The organism is Massilia sp. HP4 (assembly GCF_005222695.1).
Classification (GTDB): domain Bacteria; phylum Pseudomonadota; class Gammaproteobacteria; order Burkholderiales; family Burkholderiaceae_D; genus Telluria.
This window is the reverse complement of the sequence record NZ_STGG01000041.1, coordinates 225,542-249,723: the sequence shown is the minus strand read 5'-3', so window position 1 is coordinate 249,723 and position 24,182 is coordinate 225,542. Positions and strand designations below refer to the sequence as shown.

The window sequence follows — 24,182 nt, the reverse complement described above, 5'->3', positions numbered from 1 at the left end:
TCGGCATGCTCGAACTGTTGAGCGAGCACGCCTGTTTCGGCGGCGTGCAGCGTTTCTACCGGCATGCATCGCAGGCCGTCGGCACGAGCATGCACTTCGGCGTCTTCCTGCCGCCGCAGGCGCAGGATGCCCGCTTGCCGGCCCTGTTCTACCTGGCCGGACTGACCTGTTCCGAAGAGACCTTCGCGATCAAGGCCGGCGCCCAGCGCAGGGCAAGCGAGCTGGGGCTGGTGCTCGTCACCCCCGACACCAGTCCGCGCGATGCCGGCGTGCCGGGCGAAAACGAGGACTGGGACCTGGGCGTCGGGGCCGGATTCTAAGTGAATGCTACCGAAGTCCTCTGGAGCCGGCATTACCGGATGGCCAGCTACCTGCTCGATCTGCGCGCGCTCGTCGCCGCCGGGTTCCCGGTCGATGCGGACCGTATCGGTATCACGGGACATTCGATGGGCGGGCACGGCGCGCTGGTGATGGCGTTGCGCCATCCGACGCTGTTCCAGTGGGTTTCAGCCCTGGCGCCAATCTGCGCGCCGACGCGCTGCCCCTGGGGCGAAAAGGCATTCGGCGCCTATCTGGGGCCGCGCTCGGCCGCATGGGAGTCGTATGACGCCAGCGCCCTGATGCACGGCGCGCGACGGCTTTTTGCGCGCGGGATCCTGATCGACCAGGGCCTGGCCGACAAGTTCCTCGAGGAGCAACTGTACCCGGAAGTCTTCGAGGCCGCCTGCGCTGCTGAGGACCAGCCGCTGGTATTGCGCCGGCATCCGGCCTACGACCACGGCTACTACTTCGTCGCCAGCCTGATCGGCGAACATCTCGCGTTCCACCACGAAGCATTGACCACATAAGGTAAGGCATATCGATGACAACGAATCTGACCATCCATCCTGGAATCGGCAGGCAGAGAGGTGAAGCTGGCGAGCCAGACGGCGCATAACTGTGCCTGCGGCTGTACCAAGTGCTGGAAGCCGGCCGGCGCCCTGTTCACGCAGATCGCGGTGGTTCCTCGGGACAAGCTCAGCGTGACGGCGCACGCCGACAAGCTGGCGCTGACCGACCCCGGCGCCACCATCGAGCGCCACGCCTGCACCGCATGCGGCGTGCACATTTTCGGCCGTATCGAGAATCAGGACCACGCCTTCCACGGCCTGGATTTCGTCCATACCGACCTGTCGCAGGACAGCGGCTGGTCTCCAGTGGAGTTCGCCGCCTTCGTGTCCTCGATCATCGAGTCCGGCACGCGTCCGTCGGACATGGCTGCCGTGCGCGCGCAGCTGGACGGGCTGGACCTGCCGTATTACGACTGCCTGTCGCCAGCCTGATGGATGCCCTCGCAGAACACGCCGCGCGGCGCGGCGGCGTCCTGCGCTAAGCCGACCCGGGCGCTGAAAGTAGCGCTCCCCTGAACCCTATACCGATACCGACATGGATGCCACGCTTCGCGCCATTCTGCTGACCACATCCTCTCCGGCGTGGTCAGCATTTCCGCCGCCGCCCTGGTGTGGTTCAACCTGCTTCAGAAGATGGCCGAACGGCTGCCCAGCCTGTCGGTCGGCATCATGCTGTCGGCGTCGCTGTTGCATGCGCTGCCCGAGGCCTTCGAGGCGGATGCCGCGCCGGACAGCCTGTTCGCGACCCTGCTGGTAGGCGTACTGGTCTTCTTCCTGCTAGAAAAGTTCGCCACGCTGCACGCCGCCTCTGGGGTGCAGGACAGGCCCGGCGCAACAGGCCACAGCGCCTGGATGGTGCTTGCCGGCGATGGCCTGCACAACTTTACCGATGGCATCATGATTGCGGCGGCATTCCTCGCCGACCCGGGATTGGGCGTCCTGACCGCGCTGGCGATCGTCGCGCACGAGATACCGCAGGAAGTCGGCGACTTCATCGTCCTGCTCGACGCCGGATACAGCCGGGGACAGGCCTATCTGTCCAACCTCTTGTCCAGCCTGATGGGCCTGGCGGGCGGCACCTTCGGCTACCTGGCGCTGGAGCGTGCAGGCGGGATGGTTCCGTATGTGCTCAGCTTCGCCTCGGCAGGCTTCCTCTATGTGGCCGTCAGCGACCTGATGCCGCGCCTGCAGCGCGAGACGAGCCTGGGTGGGACGCTGTGCCAGTTCCTTCTGATCGGTGCCGGGTAGGCGCCTGCCTGCTGGTCTGAACCCGGGCGCCGCACGGCGATTCTGGCAATTTTCCGTCATGCATGGCCAGTTTCCGCGAGACGTCCCGAGCGGTTCTTCCTAAGCTGTGTACTGGAACGGATGCCCTGGACGGGCATGAATGTCCCGAAGAGGGCTGCGACATCCGTATCCGATGCGTTGCACGACCATCGTCGCGCGAAGGCAGCACACGATAACAGGAGGAGACATGCCTTTGAAGAACCAATTACTCGCTTCGCTGGAAGCATCCCTGATCACTGGGCGCATCGACCGGCGCAGCTTCATCCGTTTCATGGGCGCCGCCGGCCTGTTCGGTACCGGCGTGACAGCGCTTGCCGACAGCCTGGACGCCATCCGCAGCAACCAGGAGGCACGCGGCAAGAACCTGCTCGACGCATACGACTACATCGTGTGCGGCACCGGCAGCGCCGGCTGCGCGCTGGTGCACCGCCTCGCGGCGGATCCGGATGCGAAGATCCTGGTCGTCGAGGCCGGCGGCTGGGATACCGCGCCGGCCGTCGCCGACCCGCGCGTCTGGTTCACCAACCTGGGCACCGAGCGTGACTGGGGCGATGTGGCGGTACGTTCACCGCACGTCAACAACCGTGCCATTCCCGAACACATGGGCCGCGTGGTCGGTGGCGGCAGCAGCATCAACGCCACTATCTGGGCGCGGCCGTTCAGGAAGGACCTCGACTACTGGGTCGATGTCACGGGCGACCAGGCCTGGGGCTACGAGAATGCGCTGTCGATCTACCGCCGCATCGAGAACTGGCAGGGCAAGCCCGATGCGCGCTACCGCGGGCAGGGCGGACCGGTGTGGTGCCAGCCGGCGCACGATCCTTCGCCGCTGGCGCCGGCCATGCTCGCAGCCTGTTCCAGCCTCGGCTTGCCGGTGCTGGATGACCTGAACGGTGCGCGCGAGGAGCGTGAATCCGGTTTCGCACTGATGAACCAGATCATCCGCGACGGGCAGCGCCATAGCCTGGCAAAGGCCTATCTTTATCCGGTGCTCGGCCAGCCGAACGTCACCTTGCTGGTCAATACCCACGTCGACCGCCTTAGCATCGTAGGCAACACCGTGGAAGGCATCGAATTCGTCCAGGACGGCAAGCCGGTGCGCATCAGGGCTGCCCGCGAAGTCATCCTGGCGACCGGCGCGATCAATACGCCCAAGCTGCTCATGCTGAGCGGCATCGGCGACCAACAGGAACTCAAGAAGCACGGCATCAAGACCATCGTGCACTCGCCCGAGGTCGGCAAGAACTTCCAGGACCATATCCTGCACGGTGCCTGCCTGTGGGAGGCGTCAAGCAAGTTCGAACTGCGCAATAGCGGCGCCTCCGCGTCCGGCTTCATGCAGAGCGCCAAGGGCAGGGCGGGTCCGCCGGACATCAACCTGGTGCAGATCGAATTGCCCTACGCCAGTGAAGTGGTGGCAAAGGCCTACAGTCCGCCGGCCACCAGCTGGGCGCTGTGCGCCGGCCTGGTCGGTCCGAAGAGCCGCGGCCACATCGCCCTGCGCTCCGCCAAGGCCAGCGACCGTCCCGTCGTGCATGCCAATTTCCTCAGCCACCCCGACGACGTCAAGGCGCTCGCGGTAGGCATCGAGATGGCGCGTGACATCGGCAATGCCGGTCCGCTGCGCCAGTTGTCGAAACGCGAAGTGGCGCCGGCGAAGAAGCTGGCAGGCAAGGAGATGACCGATTTCATCCGCAACGGCGCGACGACCTACTTCCACGAAAGCGGCACCTGCCGCATGGGCAACGATGCACGGGCGGTCGTGGACTCCCGGCTGCGCGTGAACGGGATGCGCAAGCTGCGCATCGCGGACAGTTCGATCATGCCGCGCATCGTATCGGTAGCCACCATGGCGACCTGCGCCCTGATCGGCGAGCGCATGGCCGAGATCCTCAAGACCGAGGCCTGAGTAATTTTCTCGGGGTGGTTCCTTCCGCCATGGGTGGAGCGGCCGCCCCTCATCTGTCACAACGGAAACCAACGGAGACAAGCATGAAAACCCAACTCATCATCGACAACCAACAGGTGGCCGCCCGCGGCGGCGCCACGTACGAGCGCCTTCACCCGGTCTCGGGCCAGGTGGTCACGACGGCCGCCGCCGGCAAGCTGGAGGACGCCGCCAGGGCCGCCGAATCGGCCGCCGCCGCCTTCAAGACCTGGTCGAAGACCAGCCCGATCGACAAGCGCCGAATCCTGCTCAAGGCGGCAGACGCCCTGGAAGCGAAGACGCCGGAGTTCATCCGGGTGATGGCGGCCGAAGTCGGCGCCTCGGAGCTGTGGGCAGGCTTCAACGTGATGCTGGCGGCGAACCTGCTGCGGGAAGCGGCCTCGCTGGCGACCCAGATCCAGGGCGAGACCATCCCGACCGACAAGCCGGGCGCGATCTCCATGACCGTGCGCCAGCCGGCCGGGGTGGTGCTCAGCATCGTGCCCTGGAACGGCCCGGTGGTGCTGGCTGCGCGCGCCATCGCCTACCCGCTGGTGTGTGGCAACACCGTCGTGTTCCGGGCCTCGGAAACCAGCCCGCGCACCCATGTACTGGTGGCGGAAGCCCTGATGGAAGCAGGCCTGCCGCCGGGCGCCCTGAACGTGCTGACCAACGCACCCGAGGATGCGCCGGAAGTCATCGACGCCCTGATCGCCCACCCGGCGGTGCGCCGCATCAACTTCACCGGTTCGACCCGTGTCGGCCGCATCATCGCGCAGAAGGCGGCCACCCAGCTCAAGCGCTGCCTGCTCGAACTCGGCGGCAAGGCGCCGCTGGTGGTGCTGGACGACGCCAACATCGACGAAGCGGTCAAGGCCGCGGCCTTCGGCTCCTTCCTGTACCAGGGCCAGATCTGCATGTCGACCGAGCGCATGGTGGTCGATGAGACTGTGGCCGATGAATTCGTCGAGAAGTTCGCGGCGCGTGCCCGCGACTTGAAGATGGGCGACCCGGCTGCGGGGCCCGGCTGCGTGATAGGCCCGATGGCGCACCCGGAAAACGGCGCGCGCCTGAACGCCCTGATCGAGGACGCCGTCGCCAAGGGCGCGCGCGTGGTCTGCGGCGGCCAGGCGAACGGCGCCGTCATGCCGGCAACCATCATGGACGGGGTCACGCCGGCGATGCGCATCTACGACGAGGAAACGTTCGGTCCGGTGACGACCGTGGTGCGCGTGCGCGGCACGGAAGAAGCGGTGCGGGTCGCCAACGATACCGAATACGGCCTGTCGGCAGCCGTGTTCGGACGCGATGCGCATCGCGCTCTGCAGGTGGCCCTGCAGATCGACGCGGGCTGCGTGCACGTGAACGGCGCCACGGTGCAGAACGAGGCCCAGGCCCCGTATGGCGGCACCAAGAACAGCGGCTACGGACGGTTCGACGGCCGCGCCGTGATCGACGAGTTCACCGAACTGAAGTGGATCACGATCGAGCCCGAGAGCCAGCAATACCCGTTCTGAATCCAGTTCGACGGGACGGCATCCCGGCGCGCGCCGCGCGCCGGTCATAACAACAAGGAGACAAGATTGAATTTCCAAATGAAAGCGGCGGTGCGCAAGGCGCTGCCTGCTGCGGCAGTCGCGGCAGCCCTGATCGGCCCTGCCGGCGCAACCGAGGGCGGAGGCAGCATTTATGCCAACGGCGTCGAGAACTTCCTGTCCGGGGCCATGCCGCCACCGGGCTTCTATCCCGTGGTTTACGGCACCCGGTACCGCGCCACGTCGCTGCGCGACAATGAGGGCAACGACATCGCGGCCGCGATCGGGGGCTTCCGGGCCGAGGTGATCGGCGTGGTTCCGCGCTTTATCTGGGTGACCGACAGGCAGGTCATGGGCGGGCAGTTGGCCTTCCACGCCATCGTGCCGGTGCTGAACGTCGACCTGAGGATCGGCCCCGACCAGCAGCAGAAGACTGGGATCGGCGACATCAACCTGGCGGCAGCCCTCGGTTACCATCCGTCGGAAAAGCTGCACTACGTGCTGGCCTTCGAGGTCAATGCGCCGACCGGGAAGTACGAGCGCGGGGACTTGGCCAATATCGGCCGCAACCATTGGAACGTCGAGCCGTTGATCGCCATCACCTACACGCAGCCTACCGGCCTGAACGTCGACCTCAAGCTGATGTATGACTACAACTTCCGCAATACCGACACCGACTACAAGTCGGGCCAGGAGCTCCATGCAGACTACGCCATCGGATGGGGGCTCGGCAACGGCTGGGTGGTCGGCGCCGGCGGCTATGTCTACCGCCAGGTGACGGATGACAAGCAGGGCGGACGTACCATTTCAGGCAACAGGGGGCGTGCGTTTGCCATCGGACCGTCGGTGAAGTACCAGAGCAAGGACGGATGGTTCATCACGGCGAAATACGAACGCCAGTACGACGTGCGTAATCGCTCTGATGGCGCGGCGTTTTGGGTCAAGACCATCGTCCCGTTCTGACGTCTTGCTGCGCCAGGCAGGCCATCCGCGGTACGGATGGCCATTTACGTGGCCGATGCCATCGCGCCTGCTGCCTGTCATGCGCCATCCGGCCTGAACATGGATGATTCCCGGGATGCCCGGCGAGTATTTCGGTACAATCCATGGCAGGCGGCGCGGTCTGGCGCCGGATTCGTCCCTGGATGGCATGAATAGGCGGTATTGAAGACAGAAATGGGAAACAAGGATAACGATAGGCTGGCGGAGCGGAACGCGAATGGGTCACTGGGTTCGATCGAGAAGGCCTGCCGTATCTTGAAAGCCATGACCGATCCGCGTCATTCCCGTTTGACCGACATTGCCAGTTATTGCGGAATGGAGAAATCCACCGTCATGCGCGTTCTGGATGCACTCATACGCGAAGACATGGTCCGTCGCGATCCCGTCAGCAAACGCTATGTCCTGGGCCCGGAGATGGCGCGCATAGGGTCCTGGGCACAGGAGCGGTTCAATTGGTCGGCCCTCGCGCGCGAAAGCCTGGTCCGCCTCGCGGATAAATTCGAGGACACCGCACTTCTCTCCGTAATGAGCGGTATCGAGACTGTTTGCGTCGACATGCAGTTGGGCCGGCACCCGCTCCAGGCCAATTATCAGCAGCGCGGAAGTCGGCGAACACTTGGGGTGGGGGCCGGCGGGGTGGCATTGCTTGGCGCGATGAGCGATACAGAACGTGTAACCGCACTGTCGCAAGTTCGTCCACGGCTGGCCCATTTCCCGTTACTCAATGCGCAGGCTCTCGATGAACGCATCGACGCCGCGCAAAGAGACGGCTACGCGCTGTTGATTGATGCCGTTGTACCGAATATCGGAGGCGCGGCGGTCGTGATCAGGGATCAGGGCCGGCCGGTCGCCGCGCTGTCCGTCACCGCATTAAGCGAGCGCATCACATCCAGGGAGAAAGAGCTGGCGGCAGCGCTGAAACGCGAAGCCGGCCTCATCGAGGAGCAGCTGGCCTCGGCAGCTTGTCCGAAATAAGAGCATGGAAGTCCGCCACGGCCTCGCGTGGCGGAGAGCCCGGTAATCGGGACGCACGGTATCATGAGGACTTGCAGCCAAGGCGCACTCGCGCGGCTTGGTATTCGCTTGCCAGCCGGGCTACGACTTCGGCTGCCGGGCTCACTGCCTTGACGGCGCCTATGCCTTGTCCCGCGCCCCAGATTTCTTTCCACGCCTTCGGTCTCGAGCTTCCGGCACTGAAGTCCATTTTAGACGGGGTTGCGGTCGGGAGATTGTCGGGGTCCAGGCCGCCAGTGACCAGGCTAGCGCGCAAATAGTTTCCATGTACACCCGTAATATAATTGGTAAGCACGATGTGCGACGCATCGCCCTCTACCACCATCCGTTTGTACTCCGGCTGCGCATGGGCTTCTTCCGTAGCGATGAATGCACTTCCGATGTAGGCCAGATCTGCCCCTGCAGCCTGCGCCGCCAGTATCGCACTGCCGGTCGAGATTGCACCTGACAACAAGAGCGGCCCGTCAAACCACTCGCGAATTTCCTGGAGCAACACGAATGGCGACTGCGCGCCGGTATGCCCTCCGGCGCCTGCAGCGACGGCAATGAGTCCATCCGCACCCTTTGCAATCGCCTTTCTGGCGAATGTGTTATTGATGACATCATGCAGGACGATGCCGCCGTATGCGTGAATGGCTTCATTCACGTCTTCGCGCGCACCGAGCGAGGTGATCACGATCGGCACTTCATGCTTCACGCAAAGTGCGAGATCCTGTTCCAGGCGCACATTCGACCGATGCACGATCAGGTTGACGGCGAACGGCGCGGCTGGCTGCCCCGGGTGCTCCTTGTCATGCACGGCCAGTTCTTCCTTGAGCCGGGAAAGCCATGCGTCCAGCACTTCGGCCGGACGGGCGTTGAGCGCTGGGAAGGAGCCAATGACCCCGGCCTTGCACTGCGCAAGGACCAGCTCCAGGCTCGAGACAATGAACATCGGCGCGCACACGACCGGGAGCTTGAGGTTCTCTTTAAGTATGGACAATGACATGTTGGGGGCCCTTCATGGGTAGTCGTGCCGGTCGCACGATGGATAATGTGCATCCGAGGGCCGTCCATGGCACTTCGGACGCCTGTCGCCAGCACAGGGCCGCGCGGAAGCGGTCGGGTTTCAGCCGCCGCCTCGCGGCGCTGTGGCTTGCTGGGCCGCGCCATCGGCCAGGAGCTCTTCGATCTCGGCAGCTGAACAGCCGAGATCGTCCAGTACTTCACGTGTCTCCCATCCCTTCGGCTGGGAGGGAGAGCGCAGCGGTGGATAGTTGTCGTCAAAACGGATCGTCGAGCGGATCGCTGCGGTCTTGCCCTCGGTCGGATGTTCCTCGAACCGGACCAGGTCGACCGCTTGGAGGTGGGGATCCCGTTGCAACGACTCCAGTGTATGGCAAGGCTTGGCAGCGATGTCGGCCTCGCGCAGTATGTCCAGCCACTCCTTCGTGCTCTTGCCTGTAAGCGGCGCTCCCCGGACCTCGAACCATTCGGCGACATGTCTGGCCCTGGATGCGACCGTCGCGAAGCGCGGGTCGTCCAGCAAGTCATGGCGCCCGGTCGCCTTCAGGAAAGCCCGGACCTGGCCGTCGGTGTTGATGGTGAATGACATCCAGCCATCCGCCGTTCGTACCGGCCGGTTGTGAGGGCTGAGCAGGCGCTGATCGCCATGGAGGCCGACTGGCGGATCGAAGCTCTGTTGGGCCAGGTGCTCCTGCAGTACAAAGGCTGCCATGGTCTCGAACATCGGCACTTCGATGCTGCATCCCGCGCCGCTTGCCCTTGCCTGGATGATGGCCGCCATGATCGCACCGGCCGCGATCTCGCCGACGACGTGGTCGCAAATGAGCATCGGAACGTACGTGGGCACGCCATCACGCGCCAGCGTCAGTCCCGCCATTCCGGTCGCCCCCTGCACGACGCTGTCGTAGGTCGGATCGCCCGCGTAAGGTCCGTCGGTGCCGAAGCCGGTAATCAGGCAGTAGATCTTGTCCGGATGCTTCGCGCGGATCGTGGCGGCATCCAGCCCTAGGCGCGCCAGGGCTCTCGGACGCATATTGGCCACGATGACGTCGGCAGAAGCGACGAGCTTGTCGATGAGGGCCTTGGCCCGTGGCCTTTTCAAGTCCATACAGATGTTGCGCTTGCCCCGGTTGAAGTGCAGGTAGGTACCCGAGTGTTGACCGCTTGGCGACAGGCCGCCAAGTCCACGCATCAGGTCGCCCTCCGGGCTTTCCAGCTTGATGATCTCGGCGCCGTATTGTCCCAGGCGCCAGGTGCAGACCGGCCCGACCACGACGCTGGTCAGGTCCAGGATGCGTACTCCCTTCAAGGGTTCAAAGCTCATTTTGCGTCTACCTCCATTTCAGCGGCAACCTTCCCAAGCTCGTCATGAGCGCGCAGGTGCCATGCATGTCCGTTGTGATCCGCAGTCAGCGTGATCGGGCGGCCGCAAAACAGGGGGGCGAGGTGCTTCGTCCTGAAGCTCGCCGGGACCAGGTCGAGATCGGTACGCATGAACTCGGTCATCAGCAGCGTCACCAAGCCCCCGTTGACGACCAGGTCGGGAAACCCTTCCACCTCGCGGGCGTAGGCCTTGTCGATGTGGATCTTGTGAGAGTTGAAGCCAAGGGCGGAGTACTGGAACAGCAGCGTTTCGTCGGGCGTGACGATCCCTGACCTTGCGGCCGATACCGTACGGGGTTCGGCGTCGCCTTCGGCCACCGTGTTCCTCCCGGACATCAGCAGGTAGGTCTGGGTCTCGACGATGGCGGCCGTGGAACTGGTGGGAACATGTAATTCATGCGCGAGCGCCACGACCGCCATGTCCCCGCGGGCGGACGCCTTGCGGGTCAGGCTTTTCATCCAGCTCACGCGCCTTACCATGCTGCCGATCGGGATGTCATGGCGGTACTCGACCGTCCTTCCGCCAAGCAGCAGGCGTGGCAGTCCCAGGTCCGGGATGGGCACTCCCAGGCCAGGAAAACCGTCGCCGCGCAGATCCGATCTTCGCGTATCTGCCCCCAGCAGGATGAACTGCCATCCTCGCGGCAGAGGATCGCCCTCGGCTAGCGCCTCGGGATCGAGGTCGAGCATCGCAGCCACGCGCCGCACTGACGCCAGGCTGCATGGCTCCACACGGGTGATGCTTTCACTCTTGCACTGTTCGAACATCAGTCGCTCCTGAACGTACCTGCCGGCGCGGCATGGAATCAATCGATCTTCGCGCCGGATTGCTTGACAATCTTGTCGAACTTGACCTGCTCCGAGCGGTTGTATGCCGCGAACTGTGCAGGCGTGCTGCCGACCGGCAGCGAGCCGAGCTGCATGATGCGCTTGCTGATCTCCGGTTCCTTGACCAGCTTGGCGATTTCGCCGGACAGCTGCTCGACGATATCCTTGGGCGTATTGGCCGGCGCCCATACGCCATACCACGTGCTGATCTCGTAGCCTGGCAGCCCTGCTTCCGCCATTGTCGGCACGTCAGGCATCGTAGGGACGCGCTTGGCCGTCGTCACGGCGATCGGACGCAGCCGGCCGCTCTGTATGAACGGCGTGCTCGACGCCACAGGATCGAACATCATCGCCACGTGCCCGCCTACGATATCGGTCAAGGCAGGGGCGCTGCCCTTGTAAGGCACATGCATCAGCTTCAAGCCGGTCGCCACGTTGAATGCCTCGCCGGCGAGATGTGGCGCGGTGCCGTTACCCGAGGACGCGAATGCCATGCCCGGTGTTTTCTGTGCCCGCGCAATCAGATCCTTGAGACCCTTGGCAGGATTCGTCATGTTGACCACCAGGACCATCGGCACATCGGCGATCTGCGACACAGGCACGAAATCCTTGATCGGGTCGTGCTGCATCCTGGGGTACAGGCTCGGGTTGATCACATGAAGCGATGCGTTGATCAGGATCGTATAGCCATCGGCGGGAGCCTTCGCCACCTGGGTGGCGCCGATCATGCCGCTGGCGCCTGGCTTGTTCTCCACCACGAACGGTTGGCCCAACCTCTCGGACAGCCGCTGGACGACGATACGGCCAAGGACGTCCGTCGGGCCACCAGGAGGAAACGGGATGATGACCTTGACTGCCTTGCTTGGATAGGCCTCCGCAAGCGCAAGAGTGGGTGCGGCCAGAAGGACAATGGCGGCGACACGTTTGAGAAGTGCTGGGGTATTGAAAGTCATTTCGGTAGTCTCCTTTAACTCTCTGAACAACGGAAAAAGTCTGACGGCCCCGAATGGTCGTTCGAAACCGCCGGAAGTTCTGCCACCAATGCTGGTGGACGACTTCCTTTTGTTGTTGTCGACGACAGTCCCACATGCTGCAACGCAGCCGAGGCGGCAAAGAATTGCAATTGCGTAGAGCGCAACTGCAGATGATCTCGATGCTGAGGGGATCATAGCGATATGTAGAGGCCATTGCAACACAAATGAGGTGATTGTGGCGTGATGCTGGCTGTATAATCAGACCATGACTCATTTTAAGATTGCGACAGATGCAACTGCAGGGCGCGAGGCCTGCCACCATAGGAGCTTGAATTGATTGCATCGAATAAAAAGGCGGAACTGATCGGAGTCGCCGGGTCCGGCTTGATGGGGCAGGGGATCGCCCAGCTGATGGCGCAGGCAGGCATTCCCGTGCTGCTCTACGACACCCGTCAAGGAGCGGCAGAGGAAGCTCGCGCAAAAATTCTCGACATGCTCGACAAGCTGGCGGCAAAAGGAAGGCTCAGTGCGCAGATGGCGCAGGAAGCTGGCCAGCGGCTGGGCGTGGCAGGCGACCTGGCCGACTTCGGCTCCTGCACGATCGTGATCGAGGCCATCGTCGAAAAGCTCGAAGCAAAACGCGCCCTGTTCAGCGAACTCGAAGGGATCGTTGCCGCCGGCTGCATCCTGGCGACGAACACATCCTCGCTGTCGGTGACGGTCATTGCGGCGGGTTGCCGCTACCCGGATCGCGTTGCAGGCTTCCACTTCTTCAGCCCAGTCCCACTGATGAAAGTCGTCGAGGTAATCAGCGGCCCGCTCACCGACCCCACGGTTGCCGCCAGACTCGTCGACGTCGCGCGGCGAACCGGGCATACGCCGGTACGGGCGGCCGACACGCCAGGCTTCATCGTCAATCATGCCGGACGCGGCTACCTGACGGAATCGCTGCGGCTGCTCGCGGAATGCATCGCTCCGCATGCGGAAATCGATCGCATTCTGCAGCAGGCTGCCGGGTTCCGGATGGGGCCCTTCGAGTTGCTCGATCTTACCGGACTGGATGTCTCGCATCCAGTCATGGAGTCGATCTACGAGCAGTATTATCAGGAACCAAGGTTCCGTCCTTCGCCGATTGCGCGCCAGCGCCTGGCCGCCGGTCTGCTCGGACGCAAGACCTCACGCGGGTTCTACCATTACACGGATGGGGTCAGGGAAAGTCTCGCGCAGCTGGCGGTCCCGGGAGTGGATCCCATTCCGGTCTGGCTGCCAGTTGAAGACCGCGACCGTTTCCCGGGCGTGCTCGACTTGCTCGAACGGCTGGGAGCCGAACTGGCCCTGGGCGCCTTGCCCCCGGAGGATGCGATCTGCCTGGTACTTCCTGTCGGTCAGGATGTCACGACCGCCGCCGTCGCCTCCGGCATCGATCCTTTGCGCTGCGTCGGCCTTGATCCACTGTTCCCTGACGGCTGCCGGACATTGATGGCCACGCCAGTCACCAAACCCCGCTATCGCGATTCGATGCATGCCCTGCTGGCCTCGGACGGCAAACCGGTCAGCGTCATACGCGATAGTCCCGGCTTCGTTGCACAGCGCGTGATCGCCACCATCGTCAACATCGGATGCGATATCGCGCAGCAGGGCATTTCGTCTCCCCAGGAGATCGATCATGCCGTCACCCTCGGCCTGGGCTATCCGATGGGCCCACTTGCGATGGGCGACAAGTTCGGCGCGAAGACAATCCTGGAGATTCTCGAAGGCTTGCACACGTTCTACCTGGATCCTCGCTACCGTCCAAGCCCCTGGCTCAAGCGGCGCGCGCTTCTCGGTGTGTCGCTTCTTGCCCCGGCCTCCGAATGAGCGTACGAGCAAACGCACAGGCCCGACGGCACCGCCGGACAGCCGCCCGGGATGCGTTCCTGGAGACGGTGTGCCCCGATGATCCGCTTGACCTGTCGTGCCGTGCCTTCGACGTCTCGCGCAGCGGCCATTGCGTGGTGCTGGATTTCCCAGCATCGCAGCGAGCACAGGGCGACGAGAAGCCGACGATCGCCATCAAGGCTGCTCACGTCCAAACTCGGCAGGCGCACGGACGGCTGCGCTTGCGGCCGGAACCGGCCGCGCAAGGCTTGAAGGCGGGGCGGGCCTGGATCATGCAGGCACGGCATGAGCTTGGCCTGAACTGCGAGCAAAAGCTCAGATTCAACAACGACGAACTCGAAACACCTGTACGGTGAGCTCGTCGCCAGCTTGAACAACGCAACGATCTACCCTGCCTGATTGTATTAATTTGTGAAACAGTCATTCATTGTTTGGCATATTTATCTCTATTGGTGAGATAGATAGACTGGGTCATCTATTTTCCTTATCGAGAGACACCATGAACCGACTCAAGAAGCTGATTTCCGCAACCGCGCTGGCCCTGGCCATCGCTGTCCCGGCCATGGCCGCACCCGTGACCTTCGTCACCGATCCGGCGCACACCGTGGCACGCTTCGCGTACAGCCATTTCGGCTATTCGACCCAGCTGTCGCGCTTTGACAAGACCAGCGGCAAGGTCGTGTTCGACCAGGCGGCCAAGACCGGCAGCGTCGATATCGAGATCGACATGAAGTCGGTGGATACCGGCTTCGCGCTGTTTAACGAGCACATCCAGGCCGAAGACTTCCTGGACACCGCCAGGTACCCGACCGCCACCTTCAAGTCCACCAAAGTCAATTTTGAGGGGAACAAGCCAGCCACGATCGAGGGCAAGTTGACCATCAAGGGCGTGACCAAGCCTGTTACCCTCACCGTGACCTCATTCCAGGCGATGCCGCATCCGATGCTCAAGAAGGATGCGATCGGGGCCAAGGCGACCACCGTCATCAAGCGCTCGGAGTCCAATGCGGGCAAGTTCGCGCCAAACGTCAGCGATGAAGTGCGCATCGACGTCGCCCTGGAAGCGATCAAGGAATAAGAGCCTGTCCTGGCCGGCGAGCGTCGGGGCGAGGGCGCCTGGCAAGCGTGCGTCGAGTCGCTCGCGCTCGCTATCCATCGCCATGAGCTTACCCTCGCCTTACCGGGATAGGTTCGAAGCAACCGGGCGGCGGACGGTCCTTATGGCGGCCCCGCCGGCGTCAATCTTTTGTCAGGAGCCTCCACCGTGAGCGCGCACCATCATTACCATCCGTTCTCCAAATTCCTGCACTGGACCATGGGAGCGATCTGGCTCGGCGTGTGGGTCGCCGGCTTCCCTGCGGTGCATGCGCGCGAGCAGATCAACCCCCACCATGGCCTGAGCATATGGCACAAGGCAATCGCCATCACACTGGTGTTCCTGGTCGTGCTGCGGGTGCTCTGGCGCCTGCCAGCCCGCCGCCGGCGCTGCCAGACAGCATGGGATCGCGCATGAAGCGGGCAGCGGCGGCCGGACACCTCGCCATCTATGCCCTGGCGCTGGCCGCGCTGCCGATGTCGGGCTGGGCCTTGAGCTCGGTTGCCGGCAAGCCGGTGATGATGCTGGGCTTGGTCGAGATCCCGCCCTACCTTCCGCAGCAGAGCAAGGACATCGTCGAAACCGTGCGCGCCATCCACACCTTGCTGTCCTGGCTGTGCGGTGCGAAGGTACTCGGCCATATCCTGCTGGCTTTCAAGCATCATGTCATTGACAAGGATGGCGTCCTGGCTGGTATGCTACCGAAACCTTAGGCAAACAGCGGTCCGGGAACCGGATTCAGACATGGCAGCTTCTCCCCGTACCGTCGACCTGGTCGTCTACCCGGGCTTCAAGGCAATGGAGGCGGTCGGGCCAATGTCCGTATTCGAATATGCCAATCTCCACCTTGCCCGGCGCGGCCAGGGGCCGGGCTATGACGTGCGTATCGCGTCGACTCGGCTCGGTCCGGTCCAGTCGGATACCCTGATGGCGCTGCAGGCGACCAAGGTCCTGTCCGGACTGGCGCTGGCCGACGATGCGATCATCGTCGGCGCGCGCGACATCCGGGCCGCCATCGACCACGACGCGGCCATCATCGACTGGGTACGCGAGAACTGGCCGCGGATCGGCCGCCTGGCGGCCCTGTGCTCCGGCGCCTTCTTCCTCGCAGCGGCCGGGATACTGGACGGAAAGCGTGCGACCACCCATTGGGCGGTGGCGCAGCGGCTGCAGTCCAGCTACCCGCGCGTCGTAGTGGACGCCGACGCCATTTTCATCCGGGAAGCGAACGTGTGGACATCGGCAGGCGTCACCGCCGGCATGGACCTGGCGCTGGCCTTCGTGGAAGCAGACTTCGGGCGCCAGTTGGCGCTCGAGGTCGCCACCGAGATGGTGGTTTACCTGAAGCGCCCGGGCGGCCAGTCCCAGTTCAGCTCCCATTTGCTGGCCGAACGCACGGCGCGTCCCGGCATGCGCGAACTGCAGGGCTGGATATTGGAAAACCTGCAGCAGCGCATGACGGTCGCCATCCTGGCCCAGCGCGCCAGAATGAGCGAGCGCCACTTTGCGCGAGTATTCCAGCAGGAAGTGGGCGTGAGCGCGCAAGAATATATCGAGCGTTGCCGTTTCGAACGGGCTCAACAGCTTTTGGGAGACCTGGGCTTGCCGCTGAAATCGGTTGCTGCGCGTGCTGGCTTCCCGGATGACGCGCGGATGCGTCGCGTTTTCCAGAAGAGGCTGGGAATCACGCCGCGGGATTATCGTGAGCGATTCGCGACCACCGGGGTTCTAACGGAGGAGCCGGGAGCCGTCACGGTCAAAGGTAGTTGAAAACCCCACTACTTGAGCGGTTCTTCAGTCGAGCGACGAGGTACTTTCAGGACAAATCGTCGGACTGGGGAGAACTGGTCTCACTATGCAAGTCGAAGATCGAGTCCCGCCCATATTTTTCTTCCAGCTTTTGCCGCGCCTGCTCCGGACTGTCAGCCATGACAGTCACCCGCTTGCCTGTAGCCTCCGGCGTGGCTTCCCAAATCAGGGCCCTGTAACTGTTTTTCCTTGAATGCATAGCCATGTCTTCGATGGGACCACGTGGTAACCGATGGGCTTTACTGTTTCTGCAGTGATCCATGCAAGATGCGTTCCGCCGTCTGCCACCGCATGCAGCCATGAATTCGGACCGGATTGCACGCTATCGGTGCGGATTGCGGAACCGTAAGCGGTTCGTGCGCTTTCTTGGATCCGGTCACGTCGGGCCAATGCCGGCGAAGACTGCTCCGAACCTTGGGAGCGATTCAGCCACCCCCTGATGTCGACCGATCCGCTCCGTGCCTGATCGTGAGCGAGCGGCTCGGCGTCATCGAATTGCCTTCTCAGGCATGTTCCATCGCGCGCTGTTCCGGAACATGGCCTTTGCCGTCCGCGAAAGTCTCGAAAATCAGGCTGCGCAACCATTTGTTGGCGGGATCCTTGTTGAAACGCGCGTGCCAGAACAGATTGATGTTGATCTCGGGGAGAGGGAAGGGGTGCGGTACGTAGCGTAGCCCGAATGGCTTCATGCAGGCCATGGCGTAGCGCTCAGGTACCGTCGCGATCATGGGACTCGCTGCCAGGATATGGCCGACGGCGACGAAGTGAGGAACCGTGAGGCAGATATTCCGCCGCACGCCCAGGCGGTCGATGGTCAGGTCGACGATCGCATGACCGGTTCCGCTCGACACCACCAGCACGTGGTCGGCCGTTTCGAACTCCTCCTTCGTGATCTCGCCCTTGTCGAGCGCATGCCCCTCCTGGAACATGCACACATAACGCTGCCGGAACAGGCTGCGCTGGAAATATCCCGACTTTAGCTGGGGCAGCAGGCCGATCGCCAGGTCGATGTGCCCGGCCTCCATCTCGTCCTGCAGGTTGACGGCAGCATTGCGCACCGTGCTGACCGTGACTCCGGGCGCCTGGGCGCGGAGCGCCGCCATCAGCTGCGGCAGGAAATACACCTCGCCGATATCCGTCATGCCGATCATGAATTTGCGCTGGCTGGTCGCCGCGTCGAAATGGCTGACTTCGTTCAGCGAGTCGTGGATGGTCGACAGCGCATAGCCGATCGGCTCGGCCAGCGCGGCTGCATAGGGTGTGGGTTCCATGCCGCGTGTCGTGCGGACGAATAGCTCGTCGCCCAGCAGGATGCGCAGGCGCTTGAGTGCATTGCTGACGCCGGGCTGGGTCATGCCCAGCGCTTCCGCCACCCGGGACATGCGGCGGTGCAGCAGGAGCTGGTGAAATACCAGCAGCAGGTTCAGGTCGATATCCTTGAGTTGCATGGCTTGGCTACATTGCTGCTGGTGATGTCAGATATTCAGGACTTTCTATATCGTGATATTAAAGCCATTTCTATACTGGCGTCACTTACTGTTTTCGCATCGGAATGCCAGCCATGGAACTCGTCGTGCAGCCCCTCGGAAGCAAGTTCAATGTCGAAGCCGGCGCCAACCTGCTCGACGCATTGCGCAGCAACGACGTGCCGATTTCCTACAGCTGCACGGCCGGCCGCTGCGGTACCTGCCGCTGCAAGGTGCTGCGCGGCGTGGTACTGGAAACCGGTCGTGACTCCAAGGTCACCCATCCTGAAGACGAGGGCTATGTCCTTGCCTGCATGAGCGTGGTGGCGAGCGACTGCGTCATCGAGGTGCCGGAGCCGGACGAAGTGGTGGTGCACCCGGCGCGCACCATCAAGGCCACGGTCACCGCGATCGACACCATGACGCACGACATCCGCCGCCTGCGCCTGCAGCCGGCCAAGCCCCTGGAGTTTTCCCCCGGACAGTACGCCAACCTTCAGTTCACTCCCGACCACATCCGGCCATATTCGATGGCCAATGTGGCCGGCAGCAGCGAGCTGGAATTCCATGTGCGTCTGGTGCCGGACGGGCGCGTCACCGGCTATATCGAGAACACCCTGAAGGTCGGCGCTGCGGTGCGGGTAAGCGGACCGCTCGGTACTGCCTACCTGCGGACCCGCCACCAGGGCCCCATGCTCTGCGTGGCCGGCGGGACAGGCCTGGCGCCGGTCTTGTCGATCGTGCGCGGAGCGCAGGCGCTGGGCATGGCCAACCCGATCCACCTGTACTTCGGCGTGCGCACGCCGCGCGACGTGTACGGGCTGGATTGGCTCGCGCAGCTCCAGGACGAGCATCCGAACCTGCACGTGCAGGTCGTGGTCGGATCGGGCAACGACAACCCGTCCTGGCGTTCCGGACTGGTGACCGACGCATTCAACGACGACTGGCCCGAACTGGCCGGCTGGCGCGCCTACCTCTGCGGCGCGCCGCCGATGGTGGAATCGGCCGCGATGATGATCAAGAAAAAGGGCGTCCTGCCGGAGCATGTCCATGCCGACGCTTTCTATCCGAGCGGCTTGTAGCGTCGGGCCCGAACAGAACGGAACAACACGATAGGAAACAAAAATGAGACTCCATGGCCGAAACCTGGATCGACGTCGCCGCCCACGACGACGTGCCCGACGACGACGTGACGGCGGCAAGCGCCGGCGGCATCGACCAGGCGCTGTATGCAGTGGAGGGCACGGTTTATGCCACCGCGAATATCTGCACCCATGGCCACGCACGCCTGTGCGACGGCTTCCTGGATGGCCACGAGATCGAGTGCCCCCTGCACCAGGGGAAGTTCGATATCCGCGACGGCCGTCCGACCTGCGAGCCGGTGACTGAGCCGGTTCGGACGTTCCCCGTGAAGATCGAAAACAGCCGGGTCTTCGTCGACCTCGGCTGACCAACAACGACAACAGGAGACAAGCATGACCAAGCACGCCAAACAACTCTGCGCGCTACTTTCGCTCGCCTTTATCGCCAGCGGCACCCAGGCCCAGGTCAGGATCGGCCTTTCCGCGCCGCTGTCGGGCCCGGTGGCCGTGGTGGGCCAGGACCAGGTCGACGGCTTCATGCTGGCGCTGGAACAGTCCGGCGGCAAGCTTGGCGGCCAGCCCGTACAGGTGCTCAGGGAGGACGACCAGCTCAAGCCGGAAATCGGCAACCAGATCACCCGCAAGTTCATCGACAAGGAAAAAGTCCACGCCATCGTCGGCCTCGGCTTCTCGAACGTGCTCATGGCCAGCCTGAAGGTCCTGACCGATTCGGGCACGGTCGCCATCGCCACCAATGCCGGCCCGTCGCCGATGGCCGGCGCCTCCTGCGCCGCCAACGTGTTTTCGGTCGCCTGGCCGAACGACGGCGCCGCCGAAAGCATGGGCAAGTTCATGCAGGAGAAAGGCCACAAGCGGGTCTACCTGATGGCGCCGAACTACCAGGCAGGCAAGGACATGCTGGCCGGGTTCAAGCGCTACTTCAAGGGCGAGATCATCGATGAGGTCTACACGCAGGTAGGCCAGTCGGATTATTCCGCCGAGATCGCGCAGTTGCAGGCGGCGGCCCCCGACGCCGTGTTCGCGTTCTATCCCGGCGGCATGGGCGTCAACTACATCCGCCAGCTGAGCCAGGCCGGCTTGCTGAACAAGATCCCGAACTACTCGGTGTTCACGGTCGACGGCACCACCATGCCGGCGCTGCGCAATGCCGCTGTCGGCACCGTCTCGGGCGCCATGTGGGACGCCGCGCTCGACAACCCGGAGAACAGGCAGTTCGTGGCTGCGTTCACCGCCAAGTACAAACGCGTGCCGAGCGAGTATGCTGCAGCTGCCTATGACGCTGCGCGCCTGCTGGACGTCGCCGTGCGCAAGACCGGCGCGCGCTATACGGACAAGAAGGCGCTGGCCGTCGCAGTGAAGGCAGCCGGCCAGGAGTTCAAGTCGGTGCGGGGCCCGTTCCGCTTCAACAGGAACAACCTGCCGATCCAGAACTACTACGCGTTCCAGGTCACCGGTAGCGGCGCCAACCCGACGGTGAAGCTGCTCGGCACGCCGCTGGCTAACCACGGTGACGTCTACACCTCGAAGTGCCGGCTGCCATAAGGCAGGGCAGGGGATTACGTCATGAGCATGAGCCTCGTCCTGACCCAGCTGCTGAACGGCCTGCAGTTTGGTGTCCTGCTGTTCCTGCTGGCCGCCGGCCTGACCCTGGTGTTCGGCATCATGAGCTTCGTCAACCTGGCGCATGGCTCGCTCTACATGCTGGGCGCCTACTTCGCCGCCGCCGCCTACCAGCATACCGCGTCCTTCGGGATGGCGGTGCTGGCGGCGGTCGCCGGCTGCACGCTGCTGGGTGTGGTGCTGGAGCGGGCGGCGATCTCGCGCCTGTACCGGCGCGACCACCTCGACCACGTGCTGGCGACCTTCGGCCTGGTGCTGTTCTTTAACGAAGTGACGCGCATCGTGTGGGGCCCGCAACCCTACTTCCTGTCGCTGCCGTCCTTCCTCGAAGGGACGGTGGACCTGCTGGGCATCAGTTATCCGAGCTACCGCTTCGGCATCATCGTGGTGGGACTGGCCGTGGCGGTCGGTGCTCACCTGCTGATGCACCGGACCCGGCTCGGCATGCTGATCCGCGCAGGCGCGACCAACCCGGCCATGGTGGCTGCGCTCGGCGTCGACATCAAGCTGCTGAACTCGATCCTGTTCGCGCTTGGGGCGGCACTGGCAGGACTGGCGGGCGTGATGGCCGGCCCCATCATGTCGATCCAGACAGGGATGGGGGAACCGGTATTGATCACGGCCCTGGTGGTGATCGTGATCGGCGGGATCGGTTCGGTCAGCGGCGCGTTCTACGCCTCGCTGATCGTCGGCGTCGCCGACACGCTCGGACGCGCCTTCCTGCCGACCCTGCTTCGTGAGGTGGCCAGTCGCGATGTCGCCAATGCGGCCGGACCGGCGCTTGCCTCGATGCTGATCTATTTGCTGATGGCCGTGGTGCTGGCGGTTCGCCCGCAAGGCCTGTTTCCCGCAGGGAGAACATGATGCTGGATTCACTTCGCAAGCCGGGCACGCTGGCGCCGGTATTGCTGCTGGCGCTGCTGGCCTTCGTACCCGCATGGTCGCAGGCCAGCGGCGAAAGCTTCTGGGTCGCGTTCTTCGCCCGTATCGTCATCTACGCGATCGCGGCCACGGCGCTGAACCTGGCGCTCGGCTTCGGCGGCCTGGTCAGCCTGGGACATGCGCTGTACCTCGGGATCGGCGCCTACAGCGTGGCCATCCCGTCGTTCCATGAGATCGGCAATGGCTGGGTACACCTCGCCATCTGCGTGGTCTCCTGCACGCTGGTCGGCCTGCTGACCGGCGCAGTCAGCCTGCGCACCAAGGGCATCGGCTTCATCATGATCACGCTGGCCTTCGCGCAGATGGGTTACTTCGTATTCGTCAGCCTGAAGCAGTACGGCGGCGACGACGGCACCCCGATCACGTACACGAGCGAATTCTTCGGCCTGAACCTGGGCCAGGCCGTCCCCCTGTACTGGGTCGCGCTGGTCATCCTGTGCCTGCTCGTCTGGTGGAGCGCGCGCCTGCGGGTGGCGCCTTTCGGCATGGTGCTGCGCGGCGCGCGCGAGAATGCGCGGCGCGTGAACGCGATCGGTTATCGCAGCACGCGCTACCAGCTGGCTGCCTATGTGGTCTCGGCCGTGTTATGCGGGATTGCGGGGATGCTGCTGGCCAACCTGACGGCCTTTGCTTCGCCTTCCACACTGAGCTGGATCGTGTCGGGCGACCTGATCGTGATGATCGTGCTCGGCGGACTTGGCACCGTGTTCGGCCCGTTCATGGGAGCGCTGGTGTTCCTCGGCGCCGAGGAGGTGCTCAAGTCGGTCACCGAATCGTGGCAGGCCGTGTTCGGCCTGGCGATCTTCCTGATTGCGCTGCTGCGCACGCCCGGGATCGCGGGCCTGCTGGCGCGCTTCGAACGGCGCAAGCCGGCCCCGGCCACGCCGGCGCCGCTGCAGGCGGTGAAGGAGCACGCATGAGCATCCTGCGTACCGAAAAGCTGGTCAAGCGTTTCGGCGGCATCCTGGTCACCGACGAGGTGTCGCTCGACATCGCCCCCGGCGAGCTGCACGCCATCATCGGCCCGAACGGCGCCGGCAAGACCACGCTAATCAACCAGCTGTCGGGCGAGATGGCGTCCAACGGCGGAAAGGTATGGTTCGACGGCCAGGACGTTACCGGGTTGCCGATTCACAGCCGCGCTCGCCGCGGCCTGCAGCGCTCCTACCAGATCACCTCGGTCTTCGACGCATTCACCGTGCGCGAGAACGCGGCGCTGGCGGCGCTCGGCGCGCAGGGACATGGCTGGGGCTTCCTGCGTCCGCTGCTGTCGCGCAGCGGACCGGCGCAGGCGGCGTATGAAGCGCTCGAGGCCTGCGGCCTGGGCGCGCGCGCCGACGTACTGGCCGCCGACCTGGCCTATGGCGAGCGGCGCCAGCTGGAAATGGCAATGGCCGTGGCGGCCAAGCCGCGCTTCCTGCTGCTCGACGAGCCGATGGCCGGCATGAGCGTACAGGAATCGGCGGCGGTGGTTGCGATGCTCCAGCGCCTGAAAGGACAGTATTCGATCCTCCTGATCGAGCACGACATGGAAGCCGTGTTCGCGTTGGCCGACCGTATCACGGTGCTGGTCTACGGGAAGGTCATGTTTACGGGAACGCCTGCCGAGATACGGGCGCACCCCGAGGTCAAGGCGGTCTATCTCGGGGAAGGAGACGACGAATGAATGCGCTGCTCGAAATGAACGACGTCCATGCCTCGTATGGCCAGGCACAGGCCCTGTTCGGCATGGGCTTCGACGTCCGCGAAGGCGAGGTTGTTACCCTGCTGGGCCGCAACGGAATGGGGCGCTCGACCACCATCAAATGCCTGTTCGGCATGCTTGCGCCAAGCTCCGGCTCGATCCGGTTGGCGGGCAAGACGCTGGCCGGCATGCCCTCGCACGGCATCGCGCGCCTTGGCCTCGGGCTGGTGCCGGAGGGCCGGCAGGTGTTCCCCGACCTGTCGGTCGAAGAGAACCTGGTGGCCACGGCGCGCGCGCCGCGGCACGGCAACGCCAACCTGCAGGCCTGGGACCTGGCCCGCGTGTATGCGTTTTTCCCGCGCCTGAAGCAGCGTCGCAACAACTACGGATGGCAGCTGTCCGGAGGCGAGCAGCAGATGCTCGCCATCGGCCGCGCGCTGATGACCAATCCGTGCCTGCTGGTGCTGGATGAAGCCACCGAGGGCCTGGCGCCGATCATCCGGCAGGAAATCTGGGCCGCGCTCGCGGCGCTGAAGAAGGAGGGCCTGTCCCAGATCGTCATCGACAAGAACGTCGGCGCCCTGATGAAGTTCGCGGACCGCCACTTCGTGATGGAAAAGGGCAGGGTTGTCTGGCAGGGCGGTTCCGATCAGCTGCGCGCGGAACCGGCAATCGTCCAGCAATACATGGGAGTCGCCTGAGAGCACGCTCCCGCATCTTTGAAGCGGCGGACCGCATC

General features: G+C 64.0%; 22 protein-coding genes and 2 pseudogenes. 19 read left to right on the top strand and 5 right to left on the bottom strand.

Annotation, left to right across the window (positions count from 1 at the left end; all coding sequences use genetic code 11):
- Window positions 1-5: 5 nt before the first annotated feature.
- The 7 genes and pseudogenes from fghA to E8M83_RS15015 all read left to right on the top strand — a co-directional run bounded on the left by fghA (window position 6) and on the right by E8M83_RS15015 (window position 7,616).
- Window positions 6-848: pseudogene (gene fghA, locus E8M83_RS15045) on the top strand (S-formylglutathione hydrolase).
- Window positions 849-908: 60 nt separating this feature from the next.
- A complete protein-coding gene (locus tag E8M83_RS15040) occupies window positions 909-1,322 on the top strand; it encodes a GFA family protein (protein WP_229491544.1) in 414 nt (137 codons plus the stop codon).
- A 150-nt stretch (window positions 1,323-1,472) separates the two neighbouring features.
- The gene (locus tag E8M83_RS15035) at window positions 1,473-2,138 is read left to right on the top strand and encodes a ZIP family metal transporter (RefSeq protein ID WP_229491543.1); all 666 of its coding nucleotides are present in this window, start codon (window positions 1,473-1,475) and stop codon (window positions 2,136-2,138) included.
- 226 nt (window positions 2,139-2,364) lie between these two features.
- Window positions 2,365-4,086, top strand: a complete 1,722-nt coding sequence (locus E8M83_RS15030) for a GMC family oxidoreductase (protein WP_137174148.1) — start codon at window positions 2,365-2,367, stop codon at window positions 4,084-4,086.
- Window positions 4,087-4,169: 83 nt separating this feature from the next.
- Window positions 4,170-5,621: an aldehyde dehydrogenase gene (locus E8M83_RS15025; RefSeq protein ID WP_137174147.1), complete on the top strand. Its 1,452-nt coding sequence runs from the start codon at window positions 4,170-4,172 to the stop codon at window positions 5,619-5,621.
- A 66-nt stretch (window positions 5,622-5,687) separates the two neighbouring features.
- Window positions 5,688-6,602, top strand: coding sequence for a transporter (locus tag E8M83_RS15020; protein ID WP_229491542.1), 915 nt, complete (start codon window positions 5,688-5,690; stop codon window positions 6,600-6,602).
- Window positions 6,603-6,815: 213 nt separating this feature from the next.
- Window positions 6,816-7,616 (top strand): IclR family transcriptional regulator, encoded by an 801-nt coding sequence (locus E8M83_RS15015; protein WP_137174146.1) that lies wholly within the window; start codon window positions 6,816-6,818, stop codon window positions 7,614-7,616.
- A gap of 61 nt (window positions 7,617-7,677) precedes the next feature.
- Here E8M83_RS15015 and E8M83_RS15010 read toward each other — a convergent pair whose 3' ends face one another.
- The 4 genes from E8M83_RS15010 to E8M83_RS14995 form a co-directional block, all read right to left on the bottom strand.
- Complete coding sequence (locus E8M83_RS15010; RefSeq protein WP_137174145.1) at window positions 7,678-8,643, bottom strand: nitronate monooxygenase family protein; 966 nt, start codon at window positions 8,641-8,643, stop codon at window positions 7,678-7,680.
- A gap of 120 nt (window positions 8,644-8,763) precedes the next feature.
- Window positions 8,764-9,984, bottom strand: coding sequence for a CaiB/BaiF CoA-transferase family protein (locus E8M83_RS15005; RefSeq protein ID WP_137174144.1), 1,221 nt, complete (start codon window positions 9,982-9,984; stop codon window positions 8,764-8,766).
- Complete coding sequence (locus E8M83_RS15000) at window positions 9,981-10,811, bottom strand: hypothetical protein (protein ID WP_137174143.1); 831 nt, start codon at window positions 10,809-10,811, stop codon at window positions 9,981-9,983. The genes E8M83_RS15005 and E8M83_RS15000 overlap by 4 nt, the downstream gene beginning before the upstream one ends.
- A gap of 38 nt (window positions 10,812-10,849) precedes the next feature.
- Window positions 10,850-11,824 carry a tripartite tricarboxylate transporter substrate binding protein gene (locus E8M83_RS14995; protein WP_137174142.1) on the bottom strand — a complete coding sequence of 325 codons (975 nt, stop codon included), beginning with the start codon at window positions 11,822-11,824 and terminating at the stop codon, window positions 10,850-10,852.
- A 354-nt stretch (window positions 11,825-12,178) separates the two neighbouring features.
- Here E8M83_RS14995 and E8M83_RS14990 point away from each other — a divergent pair, with 354 nt between their 5' ends.
- The 5 genes and pseudogenes from E8M83_RS14990 to E8M83_RS14970 all read left to right on the top strand — a co-directional run bounded on the left by E8M83_RS14990 (window position 12,179) and on the right by E8M83_RS14970 (window position 16,589).
- Window positions 12,179-13,702: a 3-hydroxyacyl-CoA dehydrogenase gene (locus tag E8M83_RS14990; protein WP_137174141.1), complete on the top strand. Its 1,524-nt coding sequence runs from the start codon at window positions 12,179-12,181 to the stop codon at window positions 13,700-13,702.
- On the top strand, window positions 13,699-14,079 hold the full coding sequence (locus tag E8M83_RS14985; RefSeq protein ID WP_137174140.1) for a hypothetical protein: 381 nt from the start codon (window positions 13,699-13,701) through the stop codon (window positions 14,077-14,079). The genes E8M83_RS14990 and E8M83_RS14985 overlap by 4 nt, the downstream gene beginning before the upstream one ends.
- 143 nt (window positions 14,080-14,222) lie before the next feature.
- Window positions 14,223-14,801, top strand: coding sequence for a YceI family protein (locus tag E8M83_RS14980; protein WP_137174139.1), 579 nt, complete (start codon window positions 14,223-14,225; stop codon window positions 14,799-14,801).
- A 237-nt stretch (window positions 14,802-15,038) separates the two neighbouring features.
- Window positions 15,039-15,532 (top strand): annotated as a pseudogene (locus tag E8M83_RS26580) (cytochrome b).
- A 31-nt stretch (window positions 15,533-15,563) separates the two neighbouring features.
- Window positions 15,564-16,589, top strand: a complete 1,026-nt coding sequence (locus tag E8M83_RS14970) for a GlxA family transcriptional regulator (protein ID WP_137174138.1) — start codon at window positions 15,564-15,566, stop codon at window positions 16,587-16,589.
- A gap of 542 nt (window positions 16,590-17,131) precedes the next feature.
- Here E8M83_RS14970 and E8M83_RS14965 read toward each other — a convergent pair.
- Window positions 17,132-18,076 (bottom strand): LysR family transcriptional regulator, encoded by a 945-nt coding sequence (locus E8M83_RS14965; RefSeq protein ID WP_137174137.1) that lies wholly within the window; start codon window positions 18,074-18,076, stop codon window positions 17,132-17,134.
- Window positions 18,077-18,189: 113 nt separating this feature from the next.
- Between E8M83_RS14965 and E8M83_RS14960 the strand changes: the two genes are divergently transcribed.
- The 7 genes from E8M83_RS14960 to E8M83_RS14930 are packed head-to-tail and all read left to right on the top strand — an operon-like array spanning window position 18,190 to window position 24,144.
- Entirely contained in the window at window positions 18,190-19,176 is a 987-nt protein-coding gene (locus E8M83_RS14960) for a 2Fe-2S iron-sulfur cluster-binding protein (RefSeq protein ID WP_137174136.1), read from the top strand.
- Between the two features lie 53 nt (window positions 19,177-19,229).
- Window positions 19,230-19,544, top strand: a complete 315-nt coding sequence (locus tag E8M83_RS14955; protein WP_137174135.1) for a non-heme iron oxygenase ferredoxin subunit — start codon at window positions 19,230-19,232, stop codon at window positions 19,542-19,544.
- Window positions 19,545-19,569: 25 nt separating this feature from the next.
- Entirely contained in the window at window positions 19,570-20,739 is a 1,170-nt protein-coding gene (locus E8M83_RS14950) for an ABC transporter substrate-binding protein (protein ID WP_137174134.1), read from the top strand.
- Between the two features lie 21 nt (window positions 20,740-20,760).
- Window positions 20,761-21,681, top strand: a complete 921-nt coding sequence (locus E8M83_RS14945) for a branched-chain amino acid ABC transporter permease (RefSeq protein WP_137174133.1) — start codon at window positions 20,761-20,763, stop codon at window positions 21,679-21,681.
- Entirely contained in the window at window positions 21,681-22,679 is a 999-nt protein-coding gene (locus E8M83_RS14940) for a branched-chain amino acid ABC transporter permease (RefSeq protein ID WP_137174132.1), read from the top strand. Before E8M83_RS14945 ends, E8M83_RS14940 begins: the two co-directional genes overlap by 1 nt.
- Entirely contained in the window at window positions 22,676-23,425 is a 750-nt protein-coding gene (locus E8M83_RS14935; protein ID WP_137174131.1) for an ABC transporter ATP-binding protein, read from the top strand. The genes E8M83_RS14940 and E8M83_RS14935 overlap by 4 nt, the downstream gene beginning before the upstream one ends.
- Window positions 23,422-24,144: an ABC transporter ATP-binding protein gene (locus E8M83_RS14930; protein WP_137174130.1), complete on the top strand. Its 723-nt coding sequence runs from the start codon at window positions 23,422-23,424 to the stop codon at window positions 24,142-24,144. The genes E8M83_RS14935 and E8M83_RS14930 overlap by 4 nt, the downstream gene beginning before the upstream one ends.
- The last annotated feature ends 38 nt before the right edge of the window (window positions 24,145-24,182 follow it).

Excerpts from the sequence above, each read along its gene's own strand:
- E8M83_RS14940 (WP_137174132.1), top strand. The coding sequence starts at position 21,681 with ATGCTGGATTCACTTCGCAAGCCGGGCACGCTGGCGCCGGTATTGCTG.
- E8M83_RS15030 (WP_137174148.1), top strand. The coding sequence starts at position 2,365 with ATGCCTTTGAAGAACCAATTACTCGCTTCGCTGGAAGCATCCCTGATC.
- E8M83_RS15015 (WP_137174146.1), top strand. The coding sequence starts at position 6,816 with ATGGGAAACAAGGATAACGATAGGCTGGCGGAGCGGAACGCGAATGGG.
- E8M83_RS14955 (WP_137174135.1), top strand. The coding sequence starts at position 19,230 with ATGGCCGAAACCTGGATCGACGTCGCCGCCCACGACGACGTGCCCGAC.
- E8M83_RS14980 (WP_137174139.1), top strand. The coding sequence starts at position 14,223 with ATGAACCGACTCAAGAAGCTGATTTCCGCAACCGCGCTGGCCCTGGCC.
- E8M83_RS15000 (WP_137174143.1), bottom strand. The coding sequence starts at position 10,811 with ATGTTCGAACAGTGCAAGAGTGAAAGCATCACCCGTGTGGAGCCATGC.
- E8M83_RS14945 (WP_137174133.1), top strand. The coding sequence starts at position 20,761 with ATGAGCATGAGCCTCGTCCTGACCCAGCTGCTGAACGGCCTGCAGTTT.
- E8M83_RS14995 (WP_137174142.1), bottom strand. The coding sequence starts at position 11,824 with ATGACTTTCAATACCCCAGCACTTCTCAAACGTGTCGCCGCCATTGTC.
- E8M83_RS14930 (WP_137174130.1), top strand. The coding sequence starts at position 23,422 with ATGAATGCGCTGCTCGAAATGAACGACGTCCATGCCTCGTATGGCCAG.
- E8M83_RS14960 (WP_137174136.1), top strand. The coding sequence starts at position 18,190 with ATGGAACTCGTCGTGCAGCCCCTCGGAAGCAAGTTCAATGTCGAAGCC.
- E8M83_RS14985 (WP_137174140.1), top strand. The coding sequence starts at position 13,699 with ATGAGCGTACGAGCAAACGCACAGGCCCGACGGCACCGCCGGACAGCC.
- E8M83_RS15010 (WP_137174145.1), bottom strand. The coding sequence starts at position 8,643 with ATGTCATTGTCCATACTTAAAGAGAACCTCAAGCTCCCGGTCGTGTGC.
- E8M83_RS14935 (WP_137174131.1), top strand. The coding sequence starts at position 22,676 with ATGAGCATCCTGCGTACCGAAAAGCTGGTCAAGCGTTTCGGCGGCATC.
- E8M83_RS15025 (WP_137174147.1), top strand. The coding sequence starts at position 4,170 with ATGAAAACCCAACTCATCATCGACAACCAACAGGTGGCCGCCCGCGGC.
- E8M83_RS14965 (WP_137174137.1), bottom strand. The coding sequence starts at position 18,076 with ATGCAACTCAAGGATATCGACCTGAACCTGCTGCTGGTATTTCACCAG.
- E8M83_RS14950 (WP_137174134.1), top strand. The coding sequence starts at position 19,570 with ATGACCAAGCACGCCAAACAACTCTGCGCGCTACTTTCGCTCGCCTTT.
- E8M83_RS15005 (WP_137174144.1), bottom strand. The coding sequence starts at position 9,984 with ATGAGCTTTGAACCCTTGAAGGGAGTACGCATCCTGGACCTGACCAGC.
- E8M83_RS14970 (WP_137174138.1), top strand. The coding sequence starts at position 15,564 with ATGGCAGCTTCTCCCCGTACCGTCGACCTGGTCGTCTACCCGGGCTTC.